Annotated in this window: 20 protein-coding genes; 10 read left to right on the top strand and 10 right to left on the bottom strand. The window is 64.5% G+C overall.

The window, feature by feature from the left end; all coding sequences use genetic code 11:
• Positions 1-22: 22 nt before the first annotated feature.
• Together GYB81_RS03830 and GYB81_RS03825 are read right to left on the bottom strand one after the other, a co-directional pair.
• A complete protein-coding gene (locus GYB81_RS03830; RefSeq protein WP_161866526.1) occupies positions 23-1,333 on the bottom strand; it encodes an NTP/NDP exchange transporter in 1,311 nt (436 codons plus the stop codon).
• Positions 1,334-1,376: 43 nt separating this feature from the next.
• The gene (locus GYB81_RS03825; RefSeq protein ID WP_161866527.1) at positions 1,377-2,426 is read right to left on the bottom strand and encodes an SDR family oxidoreductase; all 1,050 of its coding nucleotides are present in this window, start codon (positions 2,424-2,426) and stop codon (positions 1,377-1,379) included.
• Positions 2,427-2,706: 280 nt separating this feature from the next.
• Here GYB81_RS03825 and GYB81_RS03820 point away from each other — a divergent pair, with 280 nt between their 5' ends.
• From GYB81_RS03820 to GYB81_RS03810, 3 genes are all read left to right on the top strand, one after another.
• A complete protein-coding gene (locus tag GYB81_RS03820) occupies positions 2,707-3,630 on the top strand; it encodes a LysR family transcriptional regulator (protein ID WP_161866528.1) in 924 nt (307 codons plus the stop codon).
• Positions 3,631-3,704: 74 nt separating this feature from the next.
• On the top strand, positions 3,705-4,904 hold the full coding sequence (locus GYB81_RS03815; RefSeq protein WP_161866529.1) for an MFS transporter: 1,200 nt from the start codon (positions 3,705-3,707) through the stop codon (positions 4,902-4,904).
• A gap of 65 nt (positions 4,905-4,969) precedes the next feature.
• Entirely contained in the window at positions 4,970-5,527 is a 558-nt protein-coding gene (locus tag GYB81_RS03810) for a COG3904 family protein (RefSeq protein WP_161866530.1), read from the top strand.
• 825 nt (positions 5,528-6,352) lie between these two features.
• Here GYB81_RS03810 and GYB81_RS03805 read toward each other — a convergent pair.
• Positions 6,353-7,654, bottom strand: coding sequence for an SLC13 family permease (locus tag GYB81_RS03805; RefSeq protein ID WP_161866531.1), 1,302 nt, complete (start codon positions 7,652-7,654; stop codon positions 6,353-6,355).
• Positions 7,655-7,694: 40 nt separating this feature from the next.
• A complete protein-coding gene (locus GYB81_RS03800) occupies positions 7,695-8,525 on the bottom strand; it encodes an amidohydrolase family protein (RefSeq protein WP_161866532.1) in 831 nt (276 codons plus the stop codon).
• Positions 8,526-8,689: 164 nt separating this feature from the next.
• On the opposite strand from GYB81_RS03800, the gene GYB81_RS03795 reads away from it, so the two are divergent.
• Entirely contained in the window at positions 8,690-9,427 is a 738-nt protein-coding gene (locus GYB81_RS03795; RefSeq protein ID WP_161866533.1) for a GntR family transcriptional regulator, read from the top strand.
• Positions 9,428-9,577: 150 nt separating this feature from the next.
• Here the strand turns inward: GYB81_RS03795 and GYB81_RS03790 are convergent, their stop codons facing one another.
• The 5 genes from GYB81_RS03790 to GYB81_RS03770 form a co-directional block, all read right to left on the bottom strand.
• Positions 9,578-10,891 (bottom strand): CitMHS family transporter, encoded by a 1,314-nt coding sequence (locus tag GYB81_RS03790; RefSeq protein WP_161866534.1) that lies wholly within the window; start codon positions 10,889-10,891, stop codon positions 9,578-9,580.
• A 158-nt stretch (positions 10,892-11,049) separates the two neighbouring features.
• Complete coding sequence (locus GYB81_RS03785; RefSeq protein ID WP_161866535.1) at positions 11,050-11,793, bottom strand: SDR family NAD(P)-dependent oxidoreductase; 744 nt, start codon at positions 11,791-11,793, stop codon at positions 11,050-11,052.
• Positions 11,794-11,854: 61 nt separating this feature from the next.
• Positions 11,855-12,202, bottom strand: coding sequence for a hypothetical protein (locus GYB81_RS03780; protein WP_161866536.1), 348 nt, complete (start codon positions 12,200-12,202; stop codon positions 11,855-11,857).
• Between the two features lie 166 nt (positions 12,203-12,368).
• Complete coding sequence (locus tag GYB81_RS03775; RefSeq protein WP_161866537.1) at positions 12,369-12,893, bottom strand: DUF3087 domain-containing protein; 525 nt, start codon at positions 12,891-12,893, stop codon at positions 12,369-12,371.
• A gap of 111 nt (positions 12,894-13,004) precedes the next feature.
• Positions 13,005-13,832 (bottom strand): AraC family transcriptional regulator, encoded by an 828-nt coding sequence (locus tag GYB81_RS03770; RefSeq protein WP_161866538.1) that lies wholly within the window; start codon positions 13,830-13,832, stop codon positions 13,005-13,007.
• Positions 13,833-13,953: 121 nt separating this feature from the next.
• Between GYB81_RS03770 and GYB81_RS03765 the strand changes: the two genes are divergently transcribed.
• Both GYB81_RS03765 and grxC read left to right on the top strand, forming a co-directional pair.
• Positions 13,954-14,472 carry a carboxymuconolactone decarboxylase family protein gene (locus tag GYB81_RS03765; RefSeq protein ID WP_161866539.1) on the top strand — a complete coding sequence of 173 codons (519 nt, stop codon included), beginning with the start codon at positions 13,954-13,956 and terminating at the stop codon, positions 14,470-14,472.
• 18 nt (positions 14,473-14,490) lie between these two features.
• The gene (grxC, locus tag GYB81_RS03760) at positions 14,491-14,745 is read left to right on the top strand and encodes a glutaredoxin 3 (RefSeq protein ID WP_161866540.1); all 255 of its coding nucleotides are present in this window, start codon (positions 14,491-14,493) and stop codon (positions 14,743-14,745) included.
• Positions 14,746-14,908: 163 nt separating this feature from the next.
• Here grxC and GYB81_RS03755 read toward each other — a convergent pair whose 3' ends face one another.
• Positions 14,909-16,357: an alpha/beta hydrolase gene (locus tag GYB81_RS03755; protein ID WP_161866541.1), complete on the bottom strand. Its 1,449-nt coding sequence runs from the start codon at positions 16,355-16,357 to the stop codon at positions 14,909-14,911.
• Between the two features lie 151 nt (positions 16,358-16,508).
• Between GYB81_RS03755 and GYB81_RS03750 the strand changes: the two genes are divergently transcribed.
• The 4 genes from GYB81_RS03750 to arsH are packed head-to-tail and all read left to right on the top strand — an operon-like array spanning position 16,509 to position 19,341.
• Complete coding sequence (locus tag GYB81_RS03750; RefSeq protein WP_161866542.1) at positions 16,509-16,865, top strand: metalloregulator ArsR/SmtB family transcription factor; 357 nt, start codon at positions 16,509-16,511, stop codon at positions 16,863-16,865.
• A 9-nt stretch (positions 16,866-16,874) separates the two neighbouring features.
• Positions 16,875-18,158 (top strand): arsenic transporter, encoded by a 1,284-nt coding sequence (locus GYB81_RS03745; RefSeq protein ID WP_161866543.1) that lies wholly within the window; start codon positions 16,875-16,877, stop codon positions 18,156-18,158.
• A 15-nt stretch (positions 18,159-18,173) separates the two neighbouring features.
• Positions 18,174-18,644 carry an arsenate reductase ArsC gene (locus GYB81_RS03740; RefSeq protein ID WP_161866544.1) on the top strand — a complete coding sequence of 157 codons (471 nt, stop codon included), beginning with the start codon at positions 18,174-18,176 and terminating at the stop codon, positions 18,642-18,644.
• A 10-nt stretch (positions 18,645-18,654) separates the two neighbouring features.
• Positions 18,655-19,341 carry an arsenical resistance protein ArsH gene (arsH, locus tag GYB81_RS03735; RefSeq protein WP_161866545.1) on the top strand — a complete coding sequence of 229 codons (687 nt, stop codon included), beginning with the start codon at positions 18,655-18,657 and terminating at the stop codon, positions 19,339-19,341.
• Positions 19,342-19,384 lie beyond the last annotated feature (43 nt).

Genomic DNA, 19,384 nt, shown 5'->3' with positions numbered 1-19,384 from the left:
TGCGGCTCCTGCAAAGTCCGCTCTATGTAACCACCAGTTCCTGCCGCTCGGCGGCCTTGCGGTCCGCCTGGGTCCCCAGATACCAGCCGAGCAACCCCCACAGCGCCGCGCTGGCCGCGCCCACCAGCGCCACCAGCCAGGCGCCTTGTGCGAGTATGTCCAGCAGGCTCTTGAGCCAGCCACTCAACGCATCGCCGGCGCGGTAGACCACGGTGTCGATGAAGTTCTTCGCCTTGTATTTGCTCTCGGCATCCAGCGGCGCGAAGAGCATCTCCCGCCCCGGCCGCACGAAGGCGTATTCGCCGATGCGCCGTACGATCATCAGCGCTGCCAGCATGGCGAAGGTCGGCATCAAGGCCAGACCGATGAAGCCGACGCATACCAATAGCGGCACACAGGCCAACAGCACGCGCACACCCAGACGCCGCGCGATGCGCCCGGTGATGAACAACTGGGAAATCAGCGCGCCGGCCTGCACCACGAAATCGATCACCCCGAACACTCGCACCTGCGCGGCGCGATCCGGAAACAGCTCGGCCACCAGGCGGGCCTGTTCGAAGTAGAGAAAGGTGCTGGCCGTGGCCAGCAGGATGACGAAACCGGCGATACCAAACAGGTAGGGCGAAGACAGCACACGCATCAGGCCACTGAACGGGTTGCCCGGCACCGGACGCCGCGGGCTCTCCGCCTGCACGGCGCCGGCCCGTCCCGCGCCACCCTCCTCGCGCCAGCGCATCAGCACCTGCTTGAGCGACAGCGCCACGGCCAGCAGCACTGCAGCCAGCAGAATCAGCCCACTCTGTCCCAGCGTGCTCACCAACAAGGCACTCAACGCCGGACCGACCAGACCGCCGACACTGGCACCGGCGGCGATGAAGGCGAACAGCCGCTTGGCCTGTTCGCTGTCGAACACGTCGGCCATCAGGCTCCAGGCCACCGAGACGACGAACAGGTTATAGACCGAAATCCACACGTAGAAGCTGCGCGCCAGCCACACACTCTCTTCAGCACTGAAGAACAACAGGGCGAACAACGCCAGATTCAGGGTGAAGAAGCCATACACCCAGTCGATGAAATGGAGCCGCGGCACCCGCGAACTCAGCCAGGCAAACAACGGCACTGCGATCAGCATCACCACGAAGGTGGCGGTGAACAGCCACTGCAGGTTCTCCACGCCGGAGACGATGCCCATGGCTTCGCGGATCGGCCGCAGCATGAAGTAGCCCGAGAACAGGCAGAAGAACAGGGTGAAACCGGCCAGCGCCGGCCACAGCTCGTTGCGCTGCGCGTTAATGGCCACGGCCACGCGCTGCGCCATCGTTGAAGATGACATGGCAAATTCCTCGAAGGGGGCGCGCCTCGAGGCGCGCCAAGATTCAGCCGTATTTCACGCCCGTCAGGCGCTCGGCCACCGACCACAGGCGCGCCGCATCAGCGGCATCCGCCGCGGCAGGCGGTACCTTGGCCAGCCCCAGAGGGCCGCGCTTTTCCTCTTCGCCGGTCGGCCCGTAGTAGCGGCCACCTTCGGCCTCGACCGCCGTCGCCGCGAACAGTGACGACAGCGCACCCTGCGCCGCCGAGTGATAGACATCGCGATCCTTCGCCCACTGCTGAGCGAACTCGCTTTCCAGTCCTGGCCCGCGCTCGACCAGTTCGGTGACGGCCACGCCAGGATGCGCGGCGACGCTGCGCACGCCCCAGTCGTTGGCCAGGCTGCGCCGCTGCAGCTCGAAGGCCATCATCAGACAGGCCAGCTTCGACTGGGCGTAAGCCGCATAGGGGTCGTAGCTGCGCTCGGACTGCAGGTCATCGAAATTGATCCGACCACGATTGACCGCGATGCTCGCCAGCGTCACCACGCGCGGATCGGATGACTTGCGCAGCGACGACAGGAGCAAACCGGTCAGGGCGAAATGGCCGAGAAAGTTGGTCGCCAGCTGCAGCTCGAAACCGTCGCGAGACACGCCGCGTTGTGGCGGCGCCATGATCGCGGCATTGTTGATCAGCACGTCCAGCACCTCGCCCTCGGCATTCAGGCGCTGAGCCAGGCGGCGCACCGAGGCCTGGTCGGCCAGGTCCAATTGTTCGAAACGCACCCGCGCATCCGGCACCTGGGCACGAATACGTTCGATGCTTTCGGCGCCACGCTGCGCATTACGCGCGGCGATGATCACCTGCGCACCGGCCCCGCTCAGGGCCAGAGCGTCCTCGAAGCCCATACCGCTGGTGCCACCGGTGACCAGCATGCGCTTGCCGGTCAAAGGCGGCATGTCCGTCGCCTGCCAGCCCGTTGCGGTGTCGGCCCAGGCGAACCTCGGTATGCCGCCCAGCACCCCTTGCAAGGCAAGACTGCCGCCCACCATGCCGAACAGCTTCAGTGCATCACGGCGCGTATGGCTCAGCCGCGCTTCGTTTCTTCTGCTCATTGCAGCTTCCTCCTATGCGTTAGCTCGATGCGCCAAATCAGGCAACGGCGCAGGACATAGGGTGCGAGCAGAAAGACTGTGCGATAAGCCGGTCACGACCGAACAGGGTATACGGCCAGGCGTACAGTTACCCGGTGTTTCAAAGGCGCGAATCGTAGCCCGGATGCAATCCGGGGCCATTGGCATGCATTCCCGGATTTCATCCAGGCTACGGAGCCCAGGATTGGCAAAGCGGGCGCTGCGCCGCATTATCGGACCTTTCATTTCCCAGCCGACGCTCATGCGCCAACCGAATCTGTCCGATATCGCCCTGTTCGCCGCCGTGGTCGAGGCCGGTGGTTTTCGTGCCGCAGCGCAGCGCCGCGGCACGTCAGCCTCGTCACTCAGCGATTGCATACGCCGCCTGGAAAAGGAGCTGGGCGTGCGCCTGCTCAACCGCACCACCCGCGGCCTGACGCCGACGGAAATCGGTGCGCGACTGCTGGAGCGCCTGCGCCCGGCGCTGGACGAGATCAACACAGCACTCAACGACCTGCAGGAAGACCCGCAGCATCCGGTCGGCTCGCTGCGCCTGCATGTGCCTGGCGTAATCGCCCGGCACATCCTGCCGCAGCTGCTGGATGGTTTTCTCGCGCGTTACCCCGGCATCGCGCTGGAGGTGAACATGGACAACACCTTCATCGACGTGATCGGCGCCGGTTACGACGCAGGCATCCGCTACGAGGAAAGTCTGGCCAAGGACATGATCGCCGTCCCCATCGGGCCGCGCCGGCAGTGCTTCATGGCAGTCGCCGCGCCCAGCTATCTGCAGCGCCACGGCACGCCGCAGCATCCCGGCGAACTGAACGAGCACCGCCTGCTCGGTTACCGCTTCGCCAGCGGCAAGCTGGGTGTCTGGGAGTTCGAGCGAGATGGACGTACCTTGCGCATCGCCCCGGAGGGCAGGTTGGTCAGCTCATCGCAGGACCTGCTGATCGCCGCGGCCTGCGCCGGCCACGGCATTCTCTACACCTTCGAGGAGTACATCGCGGCGCATCTCGCCAGCGGCCAGCTGCAACCCATCCTGCATGACTGGTGGCAGCACTTCGAGGGGCCTTACCTGTACTACCACAGCAGGCGCAACGTGCCGGCGCCGCTGCGCGCCTTCGTCGACTATGTGAAAGCCCTGAACGACGCCGACCATTCGTCCCAAAGGCCGATATAGAGCGGCCGGTAATATCCAGGCGCGGCACTCGGAGATTATAATTGCGCGCTTGCCTTCTCCCTTCCAGGTCACTCATGAGCACGCCTTCCCCCAGCGCTGCGACGCATCTGTCGCCGGGCGCGATCCTTCTCATTCAACTCGCCCTGGCCCTCGGCGGCTTCGCCATCGGCACCGGCGAGTTCGCCATCATGGGCCTGATGCCCAACGTCGCCGCCGACCTTGGCGTCAGCGAACCGCAGGTCGGTCACGTGATCAGCGCCTACGCCCTCGGCGTGGTGGTCGGCGCACCACTGCTGGCCCTGCTCGGAGCACGCCTGCCGCGGCGCATCCTGCTCCTGCTGCTGATGGGCTGCTTTGCCCTCGGCAACTTCGCCAGCGCCCTGGCACCGGGCTACGAGCCGCTGCTGATGTTCCGCTTCATCGCCGGCCTGCCACATGGCGCCTACTTCGGTATCGCCATGCTGGTGGCCGCGTCCATGGCGCCGCCGCACAAACGCGCCAAGGCGGTGAGCCGGGTGCTGGCCGGCCTGACCGTGGCCATCCTGATCGGTAACCCGCTGGCCACCTGGCTAGGCCAGTTCATGAGCTGGCGCTACGCCTTCGCCCTGGTCGGCATCATCGCCATCACCACCATCGCCATGGTGGCGATCTTCCTGCCTGCAGACCCCAACGAGCAGCGCAGCAGCCCCAAGGGCGAGCTGCGCGCCTTCAACCGTGCGCCGATCTGGCTGGCCCTGGGCATCGGTTCGATCGGTTTCGCCGGGATGTTCTGCGTGTTCAGCTACATGGCGCCCACACTGCTGCACGTCACCCAGGTCGGCCCCGGCTGGATTCCCCTGGCCATGGGCGTGTTCGGCGCCGGCTGCATCGTCGGCAACAGCGCCGGCGGCTGGCTGTTCGACCGCCTGCGCCTGCGGGCCGTGGCCTGGATCCTGGCGTGGAGCACCCTGGTGCTGCTGGTCTTCCCCTTTGCCGCGCACAGCCTGTGGACCATCCTGCCGGCGATCTTCGCCATCGGCACTATGATCGCCCTCGGCCCGGCACTGCAGACCCACCTGATGGACGTCGCCACCGGCGCGCAGACGCTGGCGGCCGCCTCCAACCACGCCGCGTTCAACCTCGCCAACGCCCTCGGCCCCTGGCTCGGCGGCCTGGCCATCAGCGCCGGCATGAGCTGGACGGTGACCGGCTATATTGGCGCCGCTACCGCAATCGGCGGCCTGCTGTTGTTCGGCTGGGCGTGGCAGGTACAGCGAAGGAACACTGCAATCTGAACAGGTGCGTGAGGTGACTCGGGCAAGGTATCTTCTACCTCCCGAGCCACCGACGAACCCAGCCGATGATTGCCCAGCGTTTACGCTTCGCCCTGATCGCCACCACTCTGTTCACCGCTATGACCGCCCAGGCACAGGTGGAGGTCGAGGCCAATGCCGGCATGCTGGCGGCAAAGATTTCCGAAGAGATCGTTCCAGGCGACTACGAGAAACTGCTGGCTGGCTTGCGCGCCAATCCGGGTAAGCACAAGCGCAAGGTCGTGCTGCTCGACAGCATCGGCGGCAGCGCTCCGGAAGCCATACGCATGGGGCGCCTACTGCGCGAAACCGGCTTCGAGGCGCTGGTGCCTTCAGGTGGTATGTGCCAGGGCAGCTGCATCTACCTGCTCGCTGCCGGCACCAAGCGCACCATCAACGGCCACGTCGCTCTGCGTCGGCCGCCCTTCCCCGCCGGGGACTCGGCACTGGCGCAGGCCGCCCATGGCCGCCAGTCGTTCAGCCCGGCCAATTACTTGCGCGACATGGGCGTCGAGGTGCGTCTGGCGGAAGACATCTATCAGCTAGAGCCGGGGCGCTTGCGTCTGCTGAGCCCGGATGAACTGGCGCGTTATCGACTGAAATAGCGATATGGACTTGCGGGGATAGAACCCCGGCATCACGCGATGCCGGTTTTTTCAGGTTCTTCGCATTCTCGCGGGGGGATACTCTTGGCACCAGACTGGCAATTAAGTGTCAGCTGTCGATGACTTGGCACTATCCATTAGCACGCCGCCTGGCCTGATGGGTTTCGCCCCTTACGGGCGACTCACTTTCTTTGCTTGTGCAAAGAAAGTAAGCAAAGAAACACACCCCTGCATACGAGCTAGGCGCCCCCGCCCTGCTGCGCCGGGGTTCCCTCCTTCCATCACCGCTCCAGAGGCACGCTGCGAAGGGCCATCCCTGGCCCATCGCAGCTCTCGCGACATCCATGTCGCTCAACCCCTTCCACGGTGATTCCACTCGGCCTCCTGAAGGGGACTTGAGCGTCGTCTGTGAGATCGCACTTCAAGAGCAAAAGCCAAACGCTACCGACTTTGATCTTCCGGAGATTTCGCAAGCTCGCGACCTGGTCCCGTCAGAAGGCCGAGTGGAGGTGTCGCGTAGGGGGATGAGCCGCATGGATGCGGCGAAAGGCTTAATGGGCCAGGGATGGCCCATGTAAGCCGGCCCCCGGAGCGGCGCCGGAGTGAGGGGAGTTGAGCGAAGCGAAACCCGGATGTCGGGGTGCCCTTCTTTGGCACACCTTTCTTGGGCAAGCAAGAAAGGTGTGGCGCCCGTAAGGGGCGCAACCCAAACATTCAGCGCACTCGGTAATGGATAGTGCTAAGTCAGTAAGCGGTACGCACACAAACTTGCCAATCCGGTATTGGCTCACACTCTCCCCAAACTATGCGAAAAACCTTTTTTCGTCAGAACAGGAAGGTCAGCGCCAGGTTGAACAGCATGGCGGCGACGAAGCCGATGGGCGCGGCGCGTAGCAGCAGCTGCGAGAACAGCGTCGAGCGCGCCTTGTCATCGGTGCACGACCCCAGCAGCAGGCTGCCACCCGAGGAGAACGGCGAGATCGAGGTGGCCTGCGCACCCACCACGATGGCGACGAAGATGATCATCGGATCGATCGACATCGAAGCCGCCAGTGGCAGCACCATCGGGAACAGTGCCGGCGTCACAACACCGAGGGTGCTGGCGAAGATCGACATCAGGGCCGCTACCACACCGAATGCCACTGGAACCATCAGCGGCGGGATGTTACCGCCGATCCAGGACGCCAGCGCATCGATGGTGCCAGCCTTGATCGCGATCGAGATCAGCATGCCGACGCCGCAGATCATGATCAGCGTGGCCCAGGGCACGGAGGCGATCGCCTTGCGCTCGTCACCGAGCTTGAGCAGCAGTGCGATCACCGAGAAGACGCTGGCGATCAGACCGATGTCTACCTTGCTGTTGATGAACCTGACCGTGGCGTTATCCGGGAAGGCCAGCAGCGCCAGTGGCGCGGCGAGTACCAGCACCATCATCAGCAGCGTCAGCAGCAGGGTCAGTTTCTGCTCGCGATTGAAGGCTTCCGGCAGGTCGGCGGTGAGTACCGCATTCTTCAGGTTACGGCCATGGCCACCGAGGAAGACGAAGGCGGAAATCACCAGCACCGGGATGATCGCCGTGCTGGCGAAGATCGCCAGGGCATTGACGAAGGCTTCGCTCTCGGGCATGCCGGCGCCGGTCATCAGGCCGCGGAAGATGATGCCGCTCTGGCTGGAGACGAAGTTGGCCCCGGCCAGCGCACCGTAGTTCACCGCCATGCCGCCGAGAATCAGGCTCATGCCGGTACGCTGGCACAACAGCAGGGTCAGCGGTGCCATGAAGGCCAGCACGGTGTAGTAACCGGCGCCCATGGCAGCGATCACCCCCGAAGTCAGCAAAATGGCATAGGGCAGCAGGTGCGGCACGCCACGGCAGCGATACAGCAGATGCCCGGCGAGTTTTTCCAGGGTGCCGTTGACGGTGGCGAAGCTGTAGAACAGGCAGACCGAGAAGATCACGAAGAAGATCTTCAGCGGCCACATGTTGATGATCTCACCCGGGCTCATGCCCATGCCGAAACAGCCGAGCAGGTAGGCGAAGGCGATGGCGAACAGGCCGATGTTGATCTTGGTGGTGTAACCCAGCGCGACGGCAAGAACGATCGCGACGACGACGAGCAAGCTCATCATGATGATTTGACTCCTTTTGTTGTTCTGATGTGAGCGGCGCTTACGCCGAGGCGATACCGAACAGGGTTGCGGGGTTGTCCACCAGAACGCGACGGCGCTCCTCGGGGTCGGGTAAGAGGGCCTCGAGCAGCGCGAACTGCTGATCGTAGCGGGTCTGCGACTCAAACTGGGTGTTGGGCCAGTCGCTGCCCCAGAGGAAGCGGCCGATGCCGCCGCAGGCCTCGCGCAGGCGCGCCTCGATGGCCTGGGCTCGGGCCAGGTCGGACTGGCTGCGGTAGGCTGCCGACAGCTTGATCCACACCGGCGCCTGGCCGAGCAGAGCGAAGAAGGCGTCATGCTGGCCATCGTCCAGCTGCACGCTCGGCGCCGGCAGGCCAAAGTGATCGATCACCACGGTGACGCCGGACTCGAGAATCGCCGGCAGGATCAGCGCCAGATCGCCGAAGCCGCGCTGGATCTCCACCTGCCAGCCACGTTGCGCCAGGCGCCGGAACAGGCCATTCCAGGCCGGCCCGGTGCAGCCCTCCAGCACCTTGCCGATCAGGTTCAGACGCACGCCCACCACACCGGTGGCAGCCAACTCGTCCAGTTCGGCATCGCTGACCTGCGCCTCGACGACCGCTACGCCGCGCAAACGCTCGGGAAAGCGCCGCAATGCCTCGACCATGTAGTGGTTGTCGGTGCCGAGAAAGCTCGGCTGGATCAGCACGCCATGAGACAGGCCGCAGGCATCCAGGTGAGCCAGGTACTGCTCTACGGTGGCGTCGTAGCTGGGGCTGTAGCGGCGCCCCGGGACCATGGGCAGGTCCTGACGGAATATGTGGGCATGGGTGTCGATGCCGGTGATACCGGCATAAGGCATGGGCGTCACGAAGCAATACCTCTGTCGTTCTTGTTCGGGCCGCTCGTGAGGCAGCCATGTCTGCACATATAGTCATATATATGAATAGATGACTGTATAGATAGAGTTCCAGTGCTGTCAACGCACCCACCGGTGGTAAAGTGACGGCCGGTCGAATTGCGGATTTGAGGTTTATGAGCACCACGGCACTGGGACAGGATGAACGCCTGCCGCTGTATCAGCGGCTACGTGACGAGATGCTGGGCAAGATTGCCGCAGGCGAATGGCTACCCGGCGAAGCCATCCCCACCGAAGCGGAGTTGACCCGCCAGTACGGCGTGGCCGTGGGCACGGTGCGCAAGGCGGTGGAAACCCTGGTTGCGGAGGGGCTGCTGCTGCGCGCCCAGGGCCGCGGCACCTTCGTGCGGCGGCCGAACTTCGATGGATCGCTGTTTCGCTTCTTCCGTCAGGTCAGCGCCAGCGGCCAGTCGCAGGTGCCGCAGAGCCGCATTCTCGAATGCCGCCTCGAGCCTGCGGACGCGGCAGCACGCCAGGCATTGCAACTGGCTGAAGGCGAACGCTGCGTCTTCCTGCAACGCCTGCGCCTGATCGACGGCCGTCCGCTGTTCCACGAGCGCATCTGGCTACCCGCTTCGCGTTTCGGCGCGCTGCTGGAGCTCACGCCGGATGAATTCCCGCAGTTGCTCTATCCCTTTTACGAGCAGCACTGCGGCCAGCGCATCGCTTCGGCGAAGGAGACCCTCACGGTTTCTGCCGCCGATGCCGAGCTCGCGGCCATTCTCGATGTCGCCGAAGCCAGCCCGAGCGTGGTGATCGAACGAACCGCACTGGGCTATGACCGCACCCCGCTGGAATATCGCCTGTCACGCGCGGCAGCGGAAAACTTCCGCTATCAGGTGGAAATCAGCTGACGCCTCCCGTCCGCCAGATGCAACACGCCCGAGCGGCCCTCTCCCCCAACCCCTCTCCCATAAATGGGAGAGGGGAGCCAAACGTGTGCAACCTTAAGTGAACAGCATTACGAGCAAACCCGGGCGTGTGCAGTACACGCTGAGTTTGGTCTAGAACATGCCCAGCGCCCAGGCGGCGCCGAACAGCACCAGTGAGAAGCCCCACATCCACCACAGCGAGTAACGGATGTGCCGGCCCAGATCCAGCCCGGCCAGGCCCAGTGCCAGCCACAACGCCGGCGAGAACGGGCTGATGAAGGTGCCGATGATATTGCCGATGATCAGCGCATAGACCACGCTGGCCGGCTCCACGCCGTGCCCAGAAACCACTTCCAGGGTCACCGGCAGCAGGCCGAAGTAATAGGCGTCGGTGCTCAGCAGTAGCTCCATCGGCAGGCCGAACAGGCCGAGCACGATATGCATCTGGCCCACCAGGGACGCTGGCAGCACGCCGGCCAGATCCTGGGCGATGGAAGTGAGCATGCCGGTGCCGGTGAAAATGCCGAGCATCGACCCCGCCGCCAGAATGATCATGCCCATGCTCAGGGCGGCCGGCGCATGCGCGGCGATGCGCTGCATCTGCGCCTTGCCGCCACGGTAGTTGAGCAACAGCGCCAGCGACAGCCCGATCATGAATACATAGCCGGCCGGCAGGATTCCGGTGAACAGCGCCACCAGTACCAGCAGGAACAGCGCCGCGTTGACCCACAGCAGCTGCGGGCGCTCCAGTTCACGCTCCTCGTCGCTGGGCGTGGTATGCAGGTCGCCACTGGTATCCACCAGCACGCCCTCGTCGCTGCTGTTGCCTGCGGCGATGCGGCGTTGTTCACGTACGCCCAGCAAGGCAGCCAGGGCGATCAACAGCACCACGCCAATGCTTTGAATGACGATCAGCGGACGCCACAATTCGGTGACGTCGATACCCGTAACCGCCGCAGCGCGCCCCAACGGCCCGGCCCAGGGCACCATGTTGAAGATACCGGCGCCCAGGGCCAGCAACAGCAGCATCAGATAGGGGCTCATGCGCAGCTGCTTGTATAGCGGCAACAGCGCGGGAACGGTAAGCAGGAAGGTGGTGGCGCCAGCGCCATCGAGGTGCGCCAGCATGCCGATGATGGCCGTGGCCACGGTGACGGCGATGACGTTGCCGCGGGTCAGTCGCACCATGCCGCCGATCAATGGGCGGAACAGCCCGGTGTCCTGCAGCACGCCGAAAAAGGTGATGGCAAACACGAACATGGTGGCGATCGCCGTCACGCGGCCGATGCCATCGGTGAAGAAACCGGAAATTGCCTCCGGGCCGAAACCCGCGGCCAAGGCGCCGAGCAGCGGCACCACGATCAACGGCAGAACAGGCGACATGCGCCCGATGAGCAGCAGCACAACCAGGCTGCAAATGGTCAACAGGCCAATCAGGGTCAACAAACCGCTTTCTCCTCTTTTTCTTGTAAGCACGCGAAAGGCGCGTGGGGAGGCTAAGAGGCGAACCTTTCAATAACCTTTAAGCGTTGACCGCGAGGTTGAGCAAATGTCAGGGGATATGTCGCGCAGTCGGGGCGGCAGCCATGCCGCCCCTGAACCGCTCACTGCAGGGTATAGCCCTTGTCCACCACCCAATCCTGACCATAGACGCCGCGTGCTCCGTTGCTCAGCTGGAACAGCACCACTTCGGCGATCGCCTGCGGTTCGAGGAACTCACCATTGACCAGGCGCTTGTTCACTTCACTGGCGACACCCGCCAGGGCATCCTCGGCCAGGCCCAGACTGCTCCAAATCGGCGTCGCCGTCGGTCCCGGCGAAACCAGATTGAGCCGCAGCCCTTCGCCGGCATGTTCCAGTGCCAGGCTGCGCACCAGCGCCGACAACGCTGCCTTGCTGGCGATGTATCCACCGAGCCCGGCGAAACCAAGCTGGCGCAGGAACGTACTGATGAACACCACGGACGCCGGCCGCGCCAGATGCGGCTTGATCACCTCGAAGGTATTCACCGCGCCAGCGCCGTTGACCCGCCACTGCTGCTCGAATGCCTGCATGTCGCCGCCCGGCGCGAGCCGCGCGATACCGGCATTGGGCACCAGATAATCCACGGCACCGAGTCGCCCGGCCCGCTCGGCCAGTGCGTGCAGAGAGTCGATATCGGTGACGTCGCCGGCGCACCAGTGCAGCTGCTCGGGGTAAGACGCCTGCAACTCGGCCAGTGCACCGAGGCGCCGCGAGAAGGCAAGCACTCGCGCACCGCGCTGCAGCAACAGATCGCACACAGCCAGCCCAATACCCGAGCTGGCCCCGGTCACGACCGCCAGACGGCCCTGAAAATTCGTATTCATGAAAAGTCCTCGAAGCGAAAAAGTGAATGCGGTGGCTGAGTAACCTCCCAGCCAAATCGGTTTACTGAGCCAGCAGACGGATACCGTTCATTTCCATTTGCTGGCCCAACTCGAAGCGCTCATTAGGCGAGCGCACCCACTGTTCGCGACCGTCTTCATGACGCACGACATAGGCAGTACCGCTGTTGCCACTGGCGGACTGAACCTGAGCTCCGGACCAAAGCCCGGCGGCAGCGCCAACCAGCGCACCGACGGGGCCGCCAGCGGCAGCGCCGAGCATCAGGCCGGACAGGCCACCGAAGCCGGCGCCGACGGAGTTTTCCTCACGCTCGGCGACCACTTCGGCCGCCTGCAAGACACTGGTGGCCGCAAGGCCAAGGGAAAAAGCGAGCAAGGCAAGGGGTTTCATCTGATTTTCTCCTGTAATGGGCATTGCACCCGGAGATAGTCAGATTTCGTGCCACATATTTTTATCTTTAAAAACAAATAGATAGAAAAATATAGGTACTAATGACAGCAGAAAAGAAAAGTCAAAATAACAGCAAATAAGTCATTGTGACTCGATAACGAAGTGTTCAGTTAAAGGACTTCACCCACTCCAGCGAGGCAGGATCGAGCCGCGTTTGCTCGATATCCAGCCCACGCTGCTGCATCGCCTCGCGATGGTCGTCGATCTCGCGCACCATCTGGCTCAGCTCACTGGAATTGCCGTCGAGCTGGTGCATCTGGGTGACCCCCAGGTGATAGAAACGCAGCAGTTTCATCGCGCTTTCATCCCCCTGCGCCACACCCGCCTTGACGTGATGCATGACGTTGGTGATGCGCATCAGGCTGCGTTTGAGCCGCCAGCCATAAACGGCCGGTGCCATGAACGGCCGCGACCATAGCTGCTGGCGCACCAGGGCGACGGTGAGCATCAGACCCGCTGCCACACCGAGCAGGTTCCACTTGAAGTTGTCGCCACCGGGCGTGCCGAACACCTGCGTACTCAGCGTGGCGCAGAGCATGGCCAGCGCCACGAAGATGATCGCGATCACCATCGTGCTGCGGCGTGTCTGCTGGCGGTAATAGGCGGGGTCGATGGCTTGGATTTCGAACATGGAGCAACTCTCGAAGCAGGCAGCATGGGGCGCCACCATGCACTATCGGGGCACTGTGGTCGAGCCCAATCAGCAGCCCGATTGCCGCAGATCAAAGCTGCCGCATGATACTCAACCGCCCTGCTTCAGCCACTCACTGGGGCTCGTTCCCACCTTGCGGCGAAACGCGCGGGCCAGGGCCGAGGGGCTTTCGTAGCCGACCTCATCGGCGATCAGTGCCATGGGCCTGCCTTCGCGCAGGCGCTTCTGCGCCAGGCTGACACGCCAGCCCACCAGATAATCGGCCGGCGTAGCGCCTACCACCTGGTGAAAATACGCAGCGAAACTGGCCCGCGACATGCCGGCCAGCGCAGCCAACTCGGCCACCGACCAGCCATGTTGCGGCTTCTCATGCATCCGATTGAGCGCGCGCGCCAGGCGCGGTTCGGCAAGGCCCGCGATCATCCCCGAGGCCAGTTCGCGATTGTTCATCAGATGGCGCAGCAGCTGGATTACCATCAGCTCGAAAAGGCGGTTGAGCACCAGTTCACGCCCGCAATCCTCCCCCGCCGCCTCGGCGAACAGCCAGTCCAGGCAACCGCTCAGACTCGGCAGTTCGCGCAAGGGTTTGACGATGGCCCCGGGCAGCGACCGCGACAGCGGATTGTCGATGCCACCATCGAAGGCCAGGGTGGCGCAGACCAGTTCGGCGCCGTCGGCCTCGCTGGCGCTCATCTGGTGCAGGCGCGGCCTGGCCACCAGCATCAGGCTCGGCTCGGCCAGATGCAGTTCGCGGCCATCGCCCTCGCGAAAGCTCATGCGTCCGGCGCGCAGCAGGTGGATGTAACCGTGCGGCTCATGCTCGCCATGGCTGCTGGTGCCGCAGAAACCACCGCGGTGGAAGGTGCTGGCGTGCAGATTGAAGTGATGCAGCAGGCTGGACAGGCGATCCATGGTCATTTCGCACTCTTGGACGATCTGTCGCATAACATCGACGATCTGAATCCGAAAGGCCAGCTCGCTTCAATAATCTGGCTCCAGGCTTGAACGACAAGCTCCCCACCAAGACTGGAGAATCACCATGACTCGCATCGCCGCACTGCCCTTCGAACAAACCGCTGCCAGCGCCCAGTCGCAACTGGAAGGCATCCGCAAGGGCCTCGGTTTCATCCCCAACACCTTCGCCACCCTGGCCAATGCCCCGGCCGCGCTGAGCGGCTACCTGGCGCTGTCCCAGGCCCTCGGCAAAGGCACATTGAACGCCAGGGCGCGCGAAGTGGTGGCGCTGGCCAGCTCGCAGGTCAACGGCTGCGACTACTGCCTGGCCGCACACACCCTGTTCGCCGGCAAGGCCGGTTTGAGCGAGGCAGACATTCGCAGCGCCCGCAATGGCGAGTTCGATGCCGTGGCGCGCCTGGCCCGGCAGGTCATCGACAGCCGTGGCCGCATCAGCGATGCGCAGCTGCAAGCCGCGCGCGATGCCGGGCTGAGCGAGGCCGCTATCGTCGAGGTGGTGGCCAACGTCGCCCTGATGACGCTGACCAATTACCTCAACAACCTGGCCGAAACCGTTGTCGACTTTCCACCAGTAGCCGTCTGATGACGCCGGAGGTCCACCATGCAAGCCGTCACCCTCTACACCACTGCGTACTGCCCCTACTGCATCAATGCCAAGGCGCTGCTGACGCGCAAGGGCGTGACCTACGAGGAGATCGATGTGAGCCGCTCGCCCGAGCTGATGGCGCAAATGCTGCAGCGCAGCAAGCGCCGCAGCGTGCCGCAGATCTTCATCGGCGAGCAGCATGTCGGTGGCTTCGATGATCTGGCCGCGCTAGAGCGTGCAGGCAAGCTGGACGCGCTGCTGCAAGACTGAGCGCTGACGGCCGGCCTGGTGGGCGGCCACCGCCCTGCTGGTCGCCGCTATCAACGCGCGCCTGTTGCCGCGATGGCCAGCAGCGATCGGCAGGCACGCCCCGCGGCCGGTGTTCGCGCCCATAAAAGGGGAAGAAACGCATGCTGGCCGCCCACCTCGGCGCTCACTCCAAGTGCTCGTCGATGCGCTGCAGCAGGTAGTCGTAGAAGGGGTTGGAAGTTGCCCGTTGCAGACTGTCCAACCCCACCACCAGCACGCCATGTTCACCACGCGGCGCCAGGGTGCCGAGCGATACGCCATAGGATTCGTCCGCTGCCGGGTCGCTTCCGTACAACGGATCGCTCGGCGGGAACGGCAAGGCCACATGCGACAGCGAGAACAGCTGACTCGGGTAATCCACGCCCAGCGGCTGACGCTGAACCTGCTGGCTACCTGCGGCGATACGTCGGGCCTCGACTGCACGGCCCTGCTCGGTGACCACGCCGACCACGGTCAGGTCGTAGTCACGCCGAGCCGTTGGCAGCAGTTGCTCCAGCAATCCGCTCATATCGGCTCGCAACAGGGAGCTGGCGGCCTGCGAGCGATTGATATCGAACACCACCAGCTCGCTGTCGTTGGCCGGCAGGCGCGCGAACAGCTGGCGCACCACCGCGGGCGTGCTCACGGTGCTGTCGGCCAGTGATTGCAGGGCCAGCACCGGTGGCAGCCGCGACAGACGGCCATCGGCCTCGGCAGCATCGAAGGCGCTCTGCACCTCGCGGGTCAACTCGTAGGTCTGCCGCGCCGCCTGCACCGGGAAGGAGTTGTACTTGAACGGATTGAACTCCGGCAGCACATTCATCCACGCCGACTTGGCGAAGGCCGGTAGCACCGCCGGCAGGGCCGCCAAGCCGGCGTAACGCGCGTAACTGGTGACGCCGATCATCGGCGAGATCAGCACCAGACGTTGCGGCATGGCCAGACGCTCATCCTCCAGCGCCGCCAGACTGTAGCGCAGTGCCAGCGCCCCGCCATTGGAGTAGCCGACCAGATACAGCGGCCCGTCCGGTACCTGACGCCGCGCCTCACGCACAGCCAGGCGCGTGGTGGCCAGCCATTGCTCCCAATGCGCAGCGGTGAGCGCCGCCGGCACCGTGCCATGGCCGGGCATGCGCGGCACCACGGCGAGCAGCCCCCGCTCGCTCAGATGCCGCGCGATATGGCGCAGGCTGTAGGGTGAGTCGGTCAGGCCGTGCAGCAACACCACCACGCCTCGCGCCGGGCCAGAAGGCGGCAGGATGAAGGAACGGTTCCAGTCATGCGGCAGATTGCCGGGGTAGACCGGGCTGTCGCTGGCATAACGGCTGTATGGCGCCGTGCCGGAGACCGTGACCGGCTCGATCAGATCACGTTGCAGGCGCTCGAAAAGGGCCGCCTCGGCAGCCAGATAGGCCTGCCAGTCGCCCTCATCCAGCTCGCTGACCTCCAGCTCCTGCGGCACCAGGCGGTGCCAGGGCTCCAACTCGGGCAATGCCGACAGCCCGGCGATACGAATGCCGAGCAAGGCCACCAGGATCAACAACAGCACCACCAGCGTCCAGGCCATCACGTTGCGCATGCGCGGTAAACGCATCAAGCGCCTCCCTTGAAATCTCTGGCCGGGAAAATCCGTCCCGGCGACCGGCTCGGGGACTGTAGTGCAAAGCCCCGACGAGCTCCACCGGGTTTGCCTTACACATATGGATTTTCGTATATTCGGAAAACCACATATTTGGGCTCCGCCAATGTCCGATCAACTGTCTCCACCCGCACTGTTCAAATCCCTGGCCGATGAAACCCGCGCACGTGCCGTACTGCTGATCGTCGAGCAAGGTGAGCTATGCGTATGCGAGCTGGTCTGCGCATTGGCCGACAGCCAGCCGAAGATCTCACGTCACCTGGCGCAACTGCGCACGAGCGGCCTGCTGCAGGACCGCCGCCAGGGCCAATGGGTGTACTACCGCCTGGCGCCGGATCTGCCGCAATGGGTGCGTGACGTGCTGGCCGCCACCCTGGCTGCCAACCGCACCTGGCTGCAGCAGGATGCCAGCCGTCTCGCCAACATGGGCGACCGCCCTGCCCGCCTCGCCACTTGCTGTTGAGAAGCCCGCATGCTTATCGCCGCCGCCATCTTCGTCTTCACTCTGATTCTGGTCATCTGGCAACCGCGCGGCCTTGGCGTCGGCTGGAGTGCCTCGCTCGGCGCGGTGCTGGCCCTGCTCACCGGAGTGGTCAGCCCCGGCGACATTCCCACCGTGTGGGACATCGTGTGGAACGCGACCTTCACCTTCATCGCCCTGATCATCATCAGCCTGCTGCTGGATGAGGCCGGCTTCTTCGAGTGGGCTGCGCTGCACATGGCGCGCTGGGCCGGCGGCCATGGCGCACGCCTGTTCGCCCTGTGCATTCTGCTCGGCGCAGCGGTATCGGCGCTGTTCGCCAACGACGGCGCCGCGCTGATCCTCACGCCCATCGTCATTTCCATGCTGCTGGCGCTGCGCTTCTCGCCGGCCTCGACCCTGGCCTTCGTCATGGCCGCCGGCTTCATTGCCGATACCGCCAGCCTGCCACTGGTGGTGTCGAACCTGGTCAACATCGTCTCGGCCGACTACTTCGGCATCGGCTTCGGCGCCTACGCCGCGGTGATGGTGCCAGTGAATCTGGTCAGCGTGACCGCCACCCTGGGCATGCTCTGGCTGTTCTTCCGCCGTGACATTCCTGCGCGCTATGCCGTAGGCAGCCTACCGGCGCCGCGTGAGGCGATCCGCGATCCACACACCTTCATCGCCGGCTGGATCGTCCTGCTGGTGCTGCTGCTCGGTCTGTTCGCGCTGGAGCCGCTGGGCATCCCGATCAGCGCGATTGCTGCAGTGTGCGCGGCGGTGCTGTTCGGCGTGGCCGCGCGCGGCCATCACATCGCCACGGCCAAGGTGCTGCGCGGTGCGCCATGGCAGGTGGTGGTGTTCTCGCTGGGCATGTATCTGGTGGTCTACGGCCTGAGCAACGCCGGCCTCACGGCGGACCTCACCACCCTGCTCGACGCGCTGGCTGCGCAAGGCATCTGGGCCGCCGCCATCGGCACTGGCCTGCTCAGCGCCCTGCTCTCCTCGATCATGAACAACATGCCCAGCGTACTGATCGGCGCTCTGGCCATCGACGCCAGCCAGGCCAGCGGCCTGGTACGTGAGGCAATGGTCTACGCCAATGTGATTGGCTGCGACCTCGGCCCCAAGATCACCCCCATTGGCAGCCTGGCCACCCTGCTCTGGCTGCACGTGTTGGCCCGCAAGGGCATCCGTATTACCTGGGGCTATTACTTCAGGGTCGGCATCATCCTCACCCTGCCGATCCTCCTGCTGACTCTTGCCGCTCTGGCCCTGCGCCTGAGCCTCTGACCCGGAGCCTTCCTGATGAAAGTCTTGTTCATGTGCACGGCCAACAGCTGCCGCAGCATTCTCTCCGAGGCGCTGTTCAACCATATTGCCCCGCCCGGCTATCAGGCCGTCAGCTCCGGCAGTTTCCCTCGCGGCCAGGTACTGCCGCGCAGCCTGAGCACCCTGGAGGCCGCCGGCATCTCCACCGCCGGCCTGTCGAGCAAGGGCAACGAGGCCTTCGAAGATAGCCCGCCGGACATTGTCATCACCGTCTGCGACAAGGCAGCCGGCGAGGCCTGCCCGGTGTACTTCGGCCCGGCGCTGAAGGCGCACTGGGGCCTGGAAGATCCTTCCCACGTGGAAGGCGATGAGGCCACCATCGACGCTGCCTTTCACGCCACCCTGGCGCATATCGAGAGGCGCTGCCGCGCCTTCCTCGCCCTGCCGTTGCGCAACCTGAGCCGCGCCGAGCTGCAGCAGGCACTGAACCAGATCGGCGGACTGTAAGGAGAATCGCATGAGCGATCTGCCCAACCTCGACAGCGACCTGCTGCCAGCGGCCGCCCCCAGCGACGCCCCGGCGCCGCGCATCCTGCTGCTGTACGGCTCCAACCGCGAGCGCTCGTTCAGCCGCCTGCTGATCGAAGAAGCCGCGCGCCTGCTCCAGCACCTGGGCGCCGAGACACGCATCTTCGACCCGTCCGGCCTGCCCCTGCCGGACGATGCCCCGGTGGAGCACCCCAAGGTGCATGAACTGCGCGAGCTGATGCAGTGGTCGGAAGGCCAGGTGTGGTGCTCACCGGAACGCCACGGAGCCATGTCGGCGGTATTCAAGGCGCAGATCGACTGGGTGCCGCTGGCCATGGGCGCGGTGCGTCCGACCCAGGGCAAGACCCTCGCCGTGCTGCAGGTGTGCGGCGGCTCGCAGTCGTTCAACGTGGTCAACCAGCTGCGCGTGCTCGGCCGCTGGATGCGCATGTTCACCATCCCCAACCAGTCCTCGGTACCGAAGGCCTTCCTCGAATTCGGCGACGACAACCGCATGAAACCCTCGCCCTACTACGACCGCCTGGTGGATGTGATGGAAGAGCTGATGCGCTTCACCTGGCTGCTGCGCGACCACCCGGAACTGGTGGATCGCTACTCAGAACGCAAGGAGTCGGCCGAGGAGCTGATGCAGCGGGTCAATCAGAACAGTATCTGAGACGGTGGGAGGCGCTTTAGCGGCGACAATCGCGGCTAAAGCC

The sequence above is a fragment of the Pseudomonas yangonensis genome (assembly GCF_009932725.1).
GTDB classification, from domain to species: Bacteria; Pseudomonadota; Gammaproteobacteria; order Pseudomonadales; family Pseudomonadaceae; genus Aquipseudomonas; species Aquipseudomonas yangonensis.
The sequence above is the reverse complement of the archived record's forward strand: the minus strand, read 5'-3'. Positions and strand labels throughout refer to the sequence as shown.